This window comes from Paenibacillus graminis (assembly GCF_000758705.1).
GTDB classification, from domain to species: domain Bacteria; phylum Bacillota; class Bacilli; order Paenibacillales; family Paenibacillaceae; genus Paenibacillus_AQ; species Paenibacillus_AQ graminis.
Map to the genome: position 1 here is coordinate 99334 of NZ_CP009287.1, position 11692 is coordinate 111025.

At 49.2% G+C, this 11692-nt stretch carries 14 protein-coding genes and 2 riboswitches; of the genes, 4 read left to right on the plus strand and 10 right to left on the minus strand.

All coding sequences use genetic code 11. The features are described from left to right. Position 1 precedes the first annotated feature (1 nt). Positions 2–703, plus strand: coding sequence for a 23S rRNA pseudouridine(2604) synthase RluF (gene rluF, locus PGRAT_RS00470; RefSeq protein ID WP_025706023.1), 702 nt, complete (start codon positions 2–4; stop codon positions 701–703). 99 nt (positions 704–802) lie between these two features. Here rluF and motB read toward each other — a convergent pair whose 3' ends face one another. Both motB and motA read right to left on the minus strand, forming a co-directional pair. Continuing rightward, a complete protein-coding gene (motB, locus tag PGRAT_RS00475; RefSeq protein ID WP_042265823.1) occupies positions 803–1615 on the minus strand; it encodes a flagellar motor protein MotB in 813 nt (270 codons plus the stop codon). Continuing rightward, positions 1599–2399 carry a flagellar motor stator protein MotA gene (motA, locus tag PGRAT_RS00480; RefSeq protein ID WP_025706025.1) on the minus strand — a complete coding sequence of 267 codons (801 nt, stop codon included), beginning with the start codon at positions 2397–2399 and terminating at the stop codon, positions 1599–1601. The genes motB and motA overlap by 17 nt, the downstream gene beginning before the upstream one ends. 201 nt (positions 2400–2600) lie before the next feature. Here motA and PGRAT_RS00485 point away from each other — a divergent pair, with 201 nt between their 5' ends. Both PGRAT_RS00485 and PGRAT_RS00490 read left to right on the plus strand, forming a co-directional pair. Then, positions 2601–2894 carry a hypothetical protein gene (locus PGRAT_RS00485; protein WP_025706026.1) on the plus strand — a complete coding sequence of 98 codons (294 nt, stop codon included), beginning with the start codon at positions 2601–2603 and terminating at the stop codon, positions 2892–2894. A gap of 233 nt (positions 2895–3127) precedes the next feature. After that, the gene (locus PGRAT_RS00490) at positions 3128–3415 is read left to right on the plus strand and encodes a 4a-hydroxytetrahydrobiopterin dehydratase (RefSeq protein ID WP_025706027.1); all 288 of its coding nucleotides are present in this window, start codon (positions 3128–3130) and stop codon (positions 3413–3415) included. A gap of 129 nt (positions 3416–3544) precedes the next feature. On the opposite strand, the gene PGRAT_RS00495 is transcribed toward PGRAT_RS00490, so the two are convergent. From PGRAT_RS00495 to PGRAT_RS00520, 6 genes are all read right to left on the minus strand, one after another. Further along, entirely contained in the window at positions 3545–3901 is a 357-nt protein-coding gene (locus tag PGRAT_RS00495; RefSeq protein ID WP_025706028.1) for a c-type cytochrome, read from the minus strand. A gap of 95 nt (positions 3902–3996) precedes the next feature. Further along, the gene (locus PGRAT_RS00500) at positions 3997–4482 is read right to left on the minus strand and encodes a GNAT family N-acetyltransferase (protein ID WP_025706029.1); all 486 of its coding nucleotides are present in this window, start codon (positions 4480–4482) and stop codon (positions 3997–3999) included. A gap of 264 nt (positions 4483–4746) precedes the next feature. Next, a complete protein-coding gene (locus PGRAT_RS00505) occupies positions 4747–5238 on the minus strand; it encodes a C40 family peptidase (RefSeq protein ID WP_025706030.1) in 492 nt (163 codons plus the stop codon). A gap of 5 nt (positions 5239–5243) precedes the next feature. Then, positions 5244–5386, minus strand: a riboswitch (cyclic di-AMP (ydaO/yuaA leader). A 385-nt stretch (positions 5387–5771) separates the two neighbouring features. Next, entirely contained in the window at positions 5772–6200 is a 429-nt protein-coding gene (locus PGRAT_RS00510; protein ID WP_042267719.1) for a C40 family peptidase, read from the minus strand. A 57-nt stretch (positions 6201–6257) separates the two neighbouring features. Next, positions 6258–6395, minus strand: a riboswitch (cyclic di-AMP (ydaO/yuaA leader). A 216-nt stretch (positions 6396–6611) separates the two neighbouring features. Continuing rightward, positions 6612–7442 carry a hypothetical protein gene (locus PGRAT_RS00515; RefSeq protein WP_025706032.1) on the minus strand — a complete coding sequence of 277 codons (831 nt, stop codon included), beginning with the start codon at positions 7440–7442 and terminating at the stop codon, positions 6612–6614. A gap of 11 nt (positions 7443–7453) precedes the next feature. Then, positions 7454–9466 (minus strand): M1 family metallopeptidase, encoded by a 2013-nt coding sequence (locus PGRAT_RS00520; protein WP_025706033.1) that lies wholly within the window; start codon positions 9464–9466, stop codon positions 7454–7456. Positions 9467–9570: 104 nt separating this feature from the next. Here PGRAT_RS00520 and PGRAT_RS00525 point away from each other — a divergent pair, with 104 nt between their 5' ends. Then, a complete protein-coding gene (locus tag PGRAT_RS00525) occupies positions 9571–10077 on the plus strand; it encodes a YwhD family protein (RefSeq protein ID WP_025706034.1) in 507 nt (168 codons plus the stop codon). A 125-nt stretch (positions 10078–10202) separates the two neighbouring features. Here the strand turns inward: PGRAT_RS00525 and PGRAT_RS00530 are convergent, their stop codons facing one another. Beyond that, on the minus strand, positions 10203–10676 hold the full coding sequence (locus PGRAT_RS00530) for an AbrB/MazE/SpoVT family DNA-binding domain-containing protein (RefSeq protein WP_025706035.1): 474 nt from the start codon (positions 10674–10676) through the stop codon (positions 10203–10205). Positions 10677–10913: 237 nt separating this feature from the next. Continuing rightward, a complete protein-coding gene (locus PGRAT_RS00535) occupies positions 10914–11636 on the minus strand; it encodes a DNA-3-methyladenine glycosylase (protein ID WP_425311814.1) in 723 nt (240 codons plus the stop codon). Between the last annotated feature and the right edge of the window lie 56 nt (positions 11637–11692).

The following is an 11692-nucleotide window of genomic DNA, read 5'->3' on the forward strand; positions in this document are numbered from 1 at the left end:
AGTGAGAATTAATAAATTCATCAGTGAGACAGGATTCTGCTCACGGCGTGAAGCAGACAAGCTGGTGGAAGGCGGCAGAGTCACCATCAACGGAGAGCGTGCTGTGCTTGGCAGCCAGGCTGAGCCGGGAGATGATGTGCGCATAGACGGTAAACCCCTAGAAACAGGCAGTAAGGTCGTCTACATCGCGTTGAATAAGCCAGTGGGTATTACTTCTACGACAGAAGCACATATTCAGGGGAATATTGTTGATTTTGTCGGACATCATGAGCGGATATTCCCCATAGGCAGACTTGATAAAGATTCCGAAGGGTTAATCCTGCTGACCAATGATGGAGATATCGTCAACAAGATATTAAGGGCTGAAGGCAAGCATGAGAAGGAATATATCGTTACTGTGGACCGTCCGGTTACTCCATCCTTTATCACGGGGATGTCCAGCGGGGTCAAGATACTGGGCAGCCGTACGCTTCCCTGTCAAGTGACGCGGATCAGTGAGCGGGTGTTCCGGATTATTCTGACGGAAGGCAAAAACCGGCAGATCCGCCGGATGTGCGCTGCTTTTGGTTATGAGGTCCGGCGGCTGCAGCGCATCAGGGTGATGAATATCCACCTGGGTTCCCTGCAGACCGGGGAATGGCGTGAGCTGACTGCCCAAGAGAAGGTGGAGCTGGGAGCTATGCTTAATTATCAGCTGCAATAACGGCATCAACGCATACTATAGGCTAAACGTAGAAAGAGCTGTTCTGAAGGTCGATTTAGACCCTTCAGAGCAGCTCTTTATTAGAGTTTTACGTGAATCTTAATTGCTAGGTGTAACTGGCGTAGTTTGGGTTACGTCCTGATATTTGCGAAGGATGGAGACTTCCACACGCCGGTTTTTCGCGCGTCCGGCAGCCGTATCATTATCCGCGATCGGGTGATATTCCCCATAGCCGATAGGGCTGAACTTAACCGGGTCAAGATAGGGGTTCAGCAGCAGAATTTTCATAAATTGCAGCGCACGGGCTACACTGAGGTCCCAGTTGGATGGGTACTCGCTATTGGAGATTGGGATATTATCCGTGTGGCCCTCTACCAGTACTTCATAATTCGGAAATTGCTGCAGCATAGTGGAAATGGATTTGGCCAGCTGCCGGGATTCATCCTTAACTACAGCCTGCCCGGAGGAGAACAAGGCGTTGTCACTTATGGTGATTGTCAGCTGGGATTGATTCAGCTTGGTGCTGAGCAAATCGGTCAGACCGTTGTTCTTGATGTACTGGTCAAATTGTTTCTTCAGCTTCTCAAGCTCCTCCTGTTCCTTCTTACGAAGCTTGGCGATATCTGCGGTACCCGTATTAGGAGCAACGACATTGTTCATTTTATCGGCTTTGCCCTGATCGAGCTGAGTACTTGTAGGAGCATCAGACCGGTATTCCATCACTCCAGACCCGCCATTCAGTGCCGAACTGAAGGCCTGTGCCATTTCTTCAAATTTTTTGGCATCCGTTGCACTCATAGCATACATAACGAGGAACAGAGCGACCAGCAGCGTCATTAAGTCAGAATAGGGCAGCAGCCAGGATTCGTCAGCATGCTCTTCGTGCTCCTCATGTCTAGTCTTTTTGCTCACTGGAAGCCCCCTCCTTGTTACTCAGCTTCGCACGTTCCACTGGAGTGAGGAAGACAGAGAGCTTCTGGTTGATGGCGATTGTGGACACCCCGGACTGAATGGACAGGAGCCCTTCTACCATCATCAGCCTAACCTCAATTTCCCGCTTGGACAGCCGCTTCAGCTTGTTCGAAATAGGATGCCAGAGCACGTAACCTGTAAAGATACCGACCAGTGTAGCGATGAAGGCCGCACCGATGGCGTGAGCCAGTTTTTCCATGGCACTCATATCTGACAGTGCAGCAATCAGCCCGATAACGGCCCCGAGTACCCCCAGCGTCGGAGCGTACATGCCGGCCTGGGAGAAGATAAGCGCTCCGGCCTTATGTCTATCTTCAGTTGCATGGATATCTTCCATTAACACATCACGGACAAATTCCTGATCGTTGCCGTCAATAATCATCCGCATGCCGTTCCGGAGAAAGTTGTCTTCAATTTCATCGACCTTGGATTCCAGGGCAAGCAGACCTTCGCGGCGGGTAATGGAAGCCCACTCCATGAACATGGTAATGAGTTCTGATTTGCTGACCATTTTTTTCTTTACAAATATTAACTTGAACAATGAGGGGATTTTCTTGACTTCCGAGAACGGGAAAGCCATGAATATAGATGCTGCTGTACCCAGGAGGATAATTACATAAGCGGCAGGAGCATTTAAGGCATGCAGTGGAGCACCCTTAAGATACATCCCCCATACTATTGTAACCAGACCAAAAATCAAACCGATTATTGTTGAAATTTCCATTTATGCACCTCGTCCATGAGAATTAAGAAATGGCCTGACTGTACCGCATGTATCATCCATGAACAGCGGTGGGACATCTGCCTGACCAATCACGTATATTCTTATTTATCGACAGCATTCCCTTTTTTGTGAAGTCATTTTTTCGGCTATAATGAGTAGGGTAGGATATTATTCATCTGTGGAGAAAACGGAGTGATTGATGTGGGTGTGAAGCACGGCAGGGATTACAGTGAAATTCTGAGTGAGCTGACGGAAGCGGTAGGAAGAATTTCCGACGGGTATGTTTTTTTTGAAATGGAGCCCGAGGAGTGGCAGGGGCTGCCTCAGGAGTCGAAGCTGGAAGTCTGGGAAGCACTTGCTGAAGATCTGTTCTATGCCCTGGGCAATGAGCCGGTTATTGAGGTGGGCAGTGGAGTTGTGATCTATGACAAGGAGACACACCGGATTAATATTTTGCTTGGCGAAGAGGATCTGGCTTCAGTCCTTCTGGTCTAGGGGACAGGCAGCTGCGGGAGGGCGGTTTGCCCGCAGCCTGCGCAACATGGTAAAATTGATGGAGCCGAGTACTATTTGCTGGGATTTGTGAATACATTAAACCAAAAAAAACCTCATCCTGGCGCATCCCTTGGACTTTTATATAAGCTGAGGGATGTTTTGTTTCAAGCATTAACGCTACTGGTAAAAGAGTGCAGGGCTTTTGCTGTTAATTTAGTAAGGGAGGAAGAACATTGCAATTTATGGAAGAGGAGCTGCGGGAGCAGGTGAGCAAGCTGGAAGGATGGAAACTGGAGCAGGATACTCTGGTGCGCAAATACATGTTCAATGAATATATGAAGGGGATTGCTTTTGTGGACGAGGTGGCGGCTATATCGGAAGCATTCGAGCATCATCCGCATATTACAGTTGATTATAAAACGGTCTTCCTTCGCCTGTCTGCGGCAGAGGAGGAGGGGCTTACCGCACTTGATATCCGGCAGGCTCATGAATTTAACGAAGCCTTTGAGAAGAACCGTTAACCAGCCCCGATCGAACTGGTCCGAATGAGAGTTCATCATAACCCTTATATAAAAAAATGCCCTGCCTAGGATTAACATCATCCTTGCAAGGGCATTTTGTGCTCTTTCTTCTGTGAAGCGTAAGTAAAGCTACTTTTTCTCTGCGAGCCACATGGCTACATTAGCGATCTCCTCCGGGGCCAGCTTATCCTTGAAGGATGGCATTTGTCCGCGGCCTTTAGTCACAATGGTGAAGATCTCCCCGACATCATGCTTGCCGCCTTCCTGCTGCAGGCTGGGTCCTACACCACCCTGGAGCTGATCCCCATGGCAGGTAATGCAATTAGCCTTCACTATGGCCTCCGCACCCGCAGCATCCAGCTGTACTTCCGGCATGGTTGGCTTGTTCTCCTCAGCGACTTCGGCTTTGCCCGGCAAAGTAAACATTAAGACTACCGCAAAGGCACAGGCGGCAAAAAATAAACCGCTCATGATCCATTTCTGCATCTGCATCCGTCCCCTCCATGTAAGCTGCTTTCTACATTATACAAGAAGGTAAAGCGTTATCATAGCTTTTGTAACAAATAATTGACTGATTTGTGCTATTTATCATAGACCATACAGTAAAAAGGCTTGTCACCTGTTGGGGTCCGGCGTTCATAAGTATCAGTAATGGTAAATCCGCTTTTTTGATAAGCGCGAATGGCCCGTTGGTTCCACGTCAGCACCTCCAGATCAATTTCACGGTCGGGATAACGTTCCAGAGCCTCCTTGACGACAGCATTCATGAACAGATGCCCCATGCCATGTCCGCACAGATCCGGCCGCATGCCGATTCCAAGCCGGACTACACCTTCCATGGGGAAGAGCTGCGCGAAGCCGCAGAGCATGCCTTGACCGTTCACCACTGAGACATATTGCTCACTTCGAAGCCGGGGATCACCGAACTCAATGCCCAAAGCCTGCATCTGCTCCCAGGACATCCAGCCGTAAATGTTATACGGTGGCTTATAGACCCATTGGCATATTTCGGCAGCGTGGATAACATCCATAGGAACAGTGTAAAAGGTTGCGGGGGAACTAATCATCAGGTATCGGCCTCCCATCCAAAGTGAAACGTTATATCTTTAATTATATACATAACCTCCTTTTGGGACGCAAAAACTTTAAGAGAAGGTGAAGCCCTTGATCGCAGAATATTATTTTGGAAAATAGCGAAAATTAGGGGTTTTTGTGTTTGGCAAATAATGAGCAGGGTAAATATTTCTTGTAGGCAAAAGGCAAAAAAAAGCCCCCCTCCAGAATTTCGGCAAAAATCCTGGAGAAGAGCCTTTGGGAATTACAAATGCTGTTTATTGTACATCATCGTTGTCTTGGGAATCGGAAGCTACATTCTGATAAGCATCTGTGCTCATAATTCGTTTGGCGCCAACGTAGCGGTTGACGTAGTAGCTGTCATTCAAGGAGCTGACGGTTACACCACGTTTAGAAGATGCATGTGCGAATTTGCCTTCACCGACATAAATACCGACATGGGATACGCCATTGCCGCTTGTATTAAAGAATACGAGATCGCCCGGTCTGATGTTGTCACGCGATATTGCAGTTCCCATTTGGTACTGGGACCCGGACTGGTGAGGAAGGTTGATTCCGATCTTGTCAAAAACATACATCGTAAATCCGGAGCAATCAAACCCGTTAGTCGATATTCCGCCTGATACGTATTTCGTTCCGATAGCTTTGTCGATAACCTGATCCATTTTGGAGTCTGCGAAAGCGCTTCCTGCTCCTATGGTAAGGATAATGGAAAAACTCAGTAATGCTGCGGCCAGCTTCTTCTTCAAAAGTAAATACCCCTTCCAATTGCCTACGAGGTTAGCTTAAGGGTTCGGTTGAAGGTCCCCTATGACCCCTCTGTGAATAGGAGGTCAATTCACCCAAAATCGGTTCCCCCGTTTCCCTAATTATTAGGGAACTCGGCACAACTGTTGATTAGGATTAGCTTGCTGATCAATACATGACAAAATGTTTGTAAATTAAGTTTGAATAATTACAAAAATGTTACTATCAACTCACTGCGATAATTGTAACAAAGACAGAAGCTCTTGGCAATCATTTAAAGCATATTAATGCATATTTTTTCCGTTTGACGAGACAAAAATCTATTCTAAAGGCTCATTTTACGCGCTGCGTAAGCTTTATGGCAGAGTTTTTTGGAATATTTAGCAAAAAGGTGTTTCAAAGAACTCCGAAACGTGTAAAAGGGAGAATAAGGAAAAGAAAAACCCCGGAAATGATTACGGCAATAATCAGCTCCGGGTCCGTATAAGTTACATTTAGTTGTTAGAGGTAGCAATAATGAGGGGAATAACGTTTATCAATCGTAGGCAACAGCCTGATACGCTGTAGTGCTCATCACTCGTTTGGCGCCAACGTAGCGGTTGGCCCAGTAGGCTTGGCTCAGTGAAGTTATGGTCACGCCGCGTGAACTGGAGGATTGTGCGAATTTGCCATTGCCGACATAAATTCCAACATGGGAAACTCCCGATCCAAAAGTGTTAAAGAAGACGAGGTCGCCTGAACGCAAGTTGTTGCGGGATACAGAGGTTCCAACACTGAATTGAGCTTTGGAAGTGCGCGGCAGGGTAAGTCCGACATTTTTGAATACGTACCTGGTGAATCCGGAGCAGTCAAAACCGCTGGTGCTGGTGCCCCCGAATTTATAGGTGGTTCCGATTGTTTTTGCGATAACGGTGTCCATCTTGGAATCGGCGAAAGCGCTTCCGGCTCCCAATGTAAATACCATCACTAATCCAAGTGCTGCTGCGGTGCATTTCTTCTTGAAATTCTGACTTTTCAAATGATGTACTCCTTCCAAGGCCTGCGAGGTTAGCTTAAGGATTCGGTAGAAGGTCCCCTATGACCCCTCTAAAGCGAGATCAATTCACCCAAGATATGGTTCCCCCGCTTCCCGGTGCAGGGAATTTGGCGTTTTATGCACCAGAAGAGCGTGTGTTGACAAGTTTTAATGCTTAAGTTAAGTATGGTTGACAAGCTGTAACTTAAAGATTACAAATTTGTTACTAGTAGTACAGGCATCATTGTACCAGAGGATTTACAGTTTTGCAAATACTCTTCATCACTTTGTAACTCAAAAAAGAGTCCCGCTCCCAAAAAGGAGTAGCGACTCTTTTATTATGCCGGTTAAGCGGCACTATTATTGTGGAAATGTTTTACTGCCCCAGAGGTGGTACTGTGCGGCGATTCCCCACATTTTAAACAATGTAGTGGGAAGCGGGGAGAACTGGCGGAGCAGAAATGCCGGAAGTCCAGGACAGAGCAGCGCAGTTGCTCCGCAAACAAGCATCATCACCAGCCCGCATGCCCCCAGCACTAGGGACAGTCCTACAGATGGGACAATGACCTTCAGGCATACCATCAAGGATGGGAGTATTCCTGTTCCGGCCGTATAACCGAACTGCATGTAAAGCAACAGCTTTCGAATGAAGAATAGATACACAAGCCAAGCCAGAATATAAGGGGCCAGCTTCAGCAGCTGTCTATAGTCCAGAATCCCGCTTAGCAGCAGGTTGTACATTTTGGGAAGAAGCCAGTATAAAGGCAGGACCGCCAGCACCCATTCTATGAGACTGAACAGCATCACTGGAAGCCCGTACAGCCTCATGCCCGGAAAAAAGAACATACCACGCTCCCCTTTGCGCTCCTGATGCAGCTCATGGAGCAGCCCTGCGCGGATAAATGGGGAGAGCAGCAGCCTTGCTGCGCTCAGTGCCAGAAGCATCCAGAGCCAATGCTGAACCGCCGGGTCGTTACCCAGAGCGAATTGCCCCTCCACATAGTACAGCAGCCTGCCCATTCCGCTGCCTCCCGCATGCTGATCCGGGTAGCGCAGCAGCACGGGAACCACGGCGCTTTTGACAAACTTGTACATGATATAGCCCCAGAAAAGCCGGTAGATAAATAACAGGATCAAGATATAAAATTGCTCTTTCATGCTGCGCCAGCCGCGGCTTATCGATCTTTTCACAATCCTTCACCTCACCAGACAAGAGTTCCGAGCAGATTTTCAATCAGGTTGGTCATGCTGAGCGTCCAGCGTGAGAGCGTATCAGGTTCCAGTTCGGCGACTCTGAAATTGTTCAGATGTTTGCTCTCCAGCAGGACGGAGTGCTCCGGATCAATCTCTGCCGATAGGAGCGGCGCTTTGTAGGACAGCTGAAATGTCGTTTGCTTGTTTTCCCCATTCCAATATCTTTGAACGGTATATCCGTCCGCGAAGGTAAACTTTACCGGCACATCCCCGTACTGGCTGCCTCTATTGCTTACTGTAACTGAGGATTCATATCGGAGGCCTTCTTTGTCCGTTCCTGCTTTGCGGATAGTATTTGTAATATGATTTATAGCAAAATCAGGAGCGCCGCCACTGTATACATAATGTTCGAAATACGTTTGCCATGATTTTTTAGTCACCTTTTCCACCGTCCTTTGGAAATCTTGAGTTGACGGGTGACGGAAACGGTATTTGCGGGCATAAGCGGCCAAGATGGCATCCATCGTTTTGGTTCCGACCTGACGTTCAATGTCTTTCAGCACCAGCTTACCCCTAATGTAGATGTTGCGGGTATAGGCATCATCTCCGGTGTATTTCCAGGTCTCCAGGGTAAGCGGCTGCGCGGAGGGCACCAGACTGGCCTGAAGGGGGAGGTTGGACGCCACCCCATATTCCTGCTCCATTAGCCGGTCTTCCGCGTAGGAGGTGAAGCTCTCATCGAGCCAGGCCTCTTCAAATTCATTGCTGGCCACCATTCCATAAAAAAACTGATGCCCGATTTCATGGATAATGGTCCGCTCCAGCTGGGTTCCGGGCATATTTTCGGCTGCGCCGAAGGCGGTTATAAGTGTGGGGTACTCCATCCCGCCTGCGCCGCTTCCCTCCTTGGGAGGGACTACGATAGAAAGTGTGGAGTACGGATAAGGACCATACCATTTGCTGAATGTGTTCAGGGCAGCTTTGGCAGCCTGGAAATACCGTTCCTGCAAGTCCTTATGCAGCGGGTCCAAGTAGAGCTTGATCCTTACCCCGGGCACCTCGGGCGACGAGAAGGCCTCCTCTGCAACCACAAAGTCGGGGGAGGCAGCCCAGGCGAAGTCATGGACATCATCGGCATAGAATTTGTAGATTTTCTGGCCCTGCTTCAATTTGGCGGTCTTAACCGGAAAGCCGGTTGCGGCCACAGTGTAATTGGGGGGCACAGAAAGAGTAACATTATAGATCCCGAAATCGCTGTAGAATTCGGAGGTGCCGTGGTACTGATGCAGATTCCAGCCTTCCTGCTTCACACCCCGGGTGCCTGCAGGCTCATAGACACTAATTTTGGGGAACCATTGTCCAGCCATTACAAAATTACCTGAGACTCCCATACGGGCGAATATTTTAGGCATTTTGACTTCAAACTTCAGCTTGAGTGTGACACTTTCTCCGCCACTTACCGGCTGCGGAAGATGCACCTTAACCAGTGTTTTGTCATTCACGTTGCCATCGTCGGGCTGAACATACTGCAGCCGCTGCATGAGCGAGACGCCGTCACTGGTCCGCAAATCCGTCAGGGTCATGCTCCCGTAGCCATTCGCAGGCATAGTATCGCCGCGCAGCTTTCCCCCGGATTCTTTCATGAAGGTGGTATCTCCGGAGGCAAAGGCATTCGGATACAGGTGGAAGTAGAGGTCTTGTACCGGTTTTTGGCCGGGGTGGGTCCAGGTGACCGCTTCTGAAGCCATCAGCGACCCAGTTGAGGGGAGCAGCTGCGCGTCAAGGTGATATTCGGTCACCCGCTGGCTTAGGGCCTCTGATACGGGGAGCGGCCTGCTCTCAGGGAGAACGGGCTGAGGTGCTTTGATCTGTGCGGCTGCGGGGGACTTGGCCTCTTTGGGAGCAGCCGCAGTCTGAACGGCCGGGTTATGCCCTGAAAGAGCCCAGATTCCACCTCCCAAAAGCGTGAGAGTGGCCAGGGTCGCAAAGATGAGGGTGTACCTTAATGACAATGGCTTCATACTGTGATTCCTCCCGTGACAAGCATCTACGGGATGTATATGTTTGCATTCGCCGCATTATTAGCTAAAATTAAATTATTAGTGAAAGGGAAGGATGTGCACTTGTGGATAACAACCAACCAGAGGGAAAAAAACCGATGGCTCTGAATATCGTGAATGCCAAAAGCAAGCATAAGGGGTTCGGCGCAGGCTCCATCGATTTGAACAATGTATCGCCGGTCATTATTGACGGCGGTGAAGCCGTTATCGATATCGGTGCCATGCATGCCAAGAGTAAAGTGGAGAAGGGCATTAAATTCAGTCCGAACCGTGAAGATGTCCCGGCCGGAAGACAGGTGTGGGTGGTATGGGTAGCTGTGGACCGTACGCCTGAAGGCCAGTCCTATGGCGGAATCACAGCCTGCGAGATGTGGATTGACACCGAAGCCCGCAGAGGCTGGAAGATTCTTGCCGATCACGTGAACAAGCTCGATTCTGCCCTGAAGCGGAGAGTAATTCTGGAGGGGCTTGGTGCAGCGGACAAAGCTGCACTGAGGTCATTGCTGATTGCCCATAATGCGGAGTGGTGGGACGCTTCCGCCGCTGAACTCAAAGCTGCGCTGTCGGATTAAGTGATAACCCGCCATCGTATGGCATAAGACTACTGACTCTGCACTGCAAAAACAGCCAAACTCCCCTTTCAGGAGAGCTTGGCTGTTTGTATGGTGTATGAAACTGCAGATTGCGGGTGTACAGTTTATGATCTGCTGAGCAGGTTAAGTTTGCGCTTGAGCTGGCTTACCCGGGCCTGACTAATGCCAAGAACCTCGGCAAGCTCCTTCTGGTTAGCATAGGGGTGATCCTCTATGGCTTTCTCCAAGCGTTTACTCATTTCTTCTGTTTTGCTTCGCCGCCCTCCACGGCCGGGTTCGGGATTGACTTCAGCGGGACTTTGCAGCTGAACGGTCTCATCGGCCGTCCGTTCTGGATTGCCAAGCTCTTTCAGACAGCTGTTGCAAATGAACTGATCCTTATAGTAGCTGACATGATCAAGGCTTCTGCAGAACGTGCATTCAGTTGAGGTGTACTTTCTGAGTACGATGATTTCATCATTCAAAATGAAAAACTCGATAGGATCCCCAATGTCAATATTTCGTGTCATGCGGATTTCTACGGGAACCACAATTCTGCCAAGACTGTCTAAACTCCGGATCATGCCTGTATCCTTCATCCCATGTCCCTCATTTACATCTTTTTATTTTTTGTGGATATCTATGATTATAGCAGTAATTGTAAGTTATGAGAACGGGGAAAGCGCATTCACCTTTAGAGTTTTTTGCTAAATTCAGGAAAAATATTTCCCGGAATTTAAAAATCTCTCCATTTGGGAAGTCCAAAAGGAGAGATGATTTAGGGTTCGTTTGTTTTTTACCCATTTTTGAGCTGCCGAAACAGCATCATCTAATCTTTAGCTGAGGATAAGGGGCTTCGCCTGTTTATCAATGACAGATACATAAGGATTGCCTCTGAGATAGAAACGCCAGGGAAGCGGAGCATATTCTTCGGCATAGGGAATATTGATTCTCGGTGCTGCGGCAATATCCAGATTTTCCGGTGAATCTCCCTGCTCGAGCCATAGCGGTCCGAAGGGGTCATCCAGCCGGCATCCATTCAGGCTTTTGTCAATGCGCAGCGCCCGGCACAGCTTGCCCGGCCCGCCGGACAGGCTGGCTGGTTTCTTGACCGTGATGCCGCGATAAGCGGCCATCCGCGCGGCGTCCGTACTGGTAAGAGGCTCTACCGCACGAATCAGCACAGCATGAGGATCATGTTCGGCGCCAGTTACCACGTTAACGCAATGGTACATACCGTATATGAGATACACATAGGCCGTACCTCCAGCGCTGAACATGACTTCGGTACGAGCCGTACGGCGCCCGCCGTAGGCGTGGCTGCCTTTGTCTTCTGCGCCGCCATAGCTTTCTGTCTCCACAATCCGGCAGCGGATCTCTCCGTCTTCGGTCCGCCGGACAAGATGCTGTCCCAGAAGAAGCGGTCCAGCCTGGAGCGCTGTGAGCTTATATAAATCAGGGGACAGCATTTTTCTGGACGGCAGCTCTTCGCTGCCATTAGAGTTATTCTTCAAATTATCGATCCATGACACCCCACAACCCTGGACCGGATACTCCATCCGTATCCTCCAGTCGATTAGTCCCATCGTATCGTATGGTCTGCAGCGAAGCAACC

What these genes read in the sequence shown, in the direction of transcription:
- motA (WP_025706025.1), bottom strand. Translation starts at nt 2,399, where the DNA reads ATGGAAATTTCAACAATAATCGGTTTGATTTTTGGTCTGGTTACAATA.
- PGRAT_RS00500 (WP_025706029.1), bottom strand. Translation starts at nt 4,482, where the DNA reads ATGATTAGTTCCCCCGCAACCTTTTACACTGTTCCTATGGATGTTATC.
- PGRAT_RS00510 (WP_042267719.1), bottom strand. Translation starts at nt 6,200, where the DNA reads ATGGTATTTACATTGGGAGCCGGAAGCGCTTTCGCCGATTCCAAGATG.
- PGRAT_RS00495 (WP_025706028.1), bottom strand. Translation starts at nt 3,901, where the DNA reads ATGCAGAAATGGATCATGAGCGGTTTATTTTTTGCCGCCTGTGCCTTT.
- PGRAT_RS00530 (WP_025706035.1), bottom strand. Translation starts at nt 10,676, where the DNA reads ATGAAGGATACAGGCATGATCCGGAGTTTAGACAGTCTTGGCAGAATT.
- PGRAT_RS00535 (WP_425311814.1), bottom strand. Translation starts at nt 11,636, where the DNA reads ATGGAGTATCCGGTCCAGGGTTGTGGGGTGTCATGGATCGATAATTTG.
- PGRAT_RS00520 (WP_025706033.1), bottom strand. Translation starts at nt 9,466, where the DNA reads ATGAAGCCATTGTCATTAAGGTACACCCTCATCTTTGCGACCCTGGCC.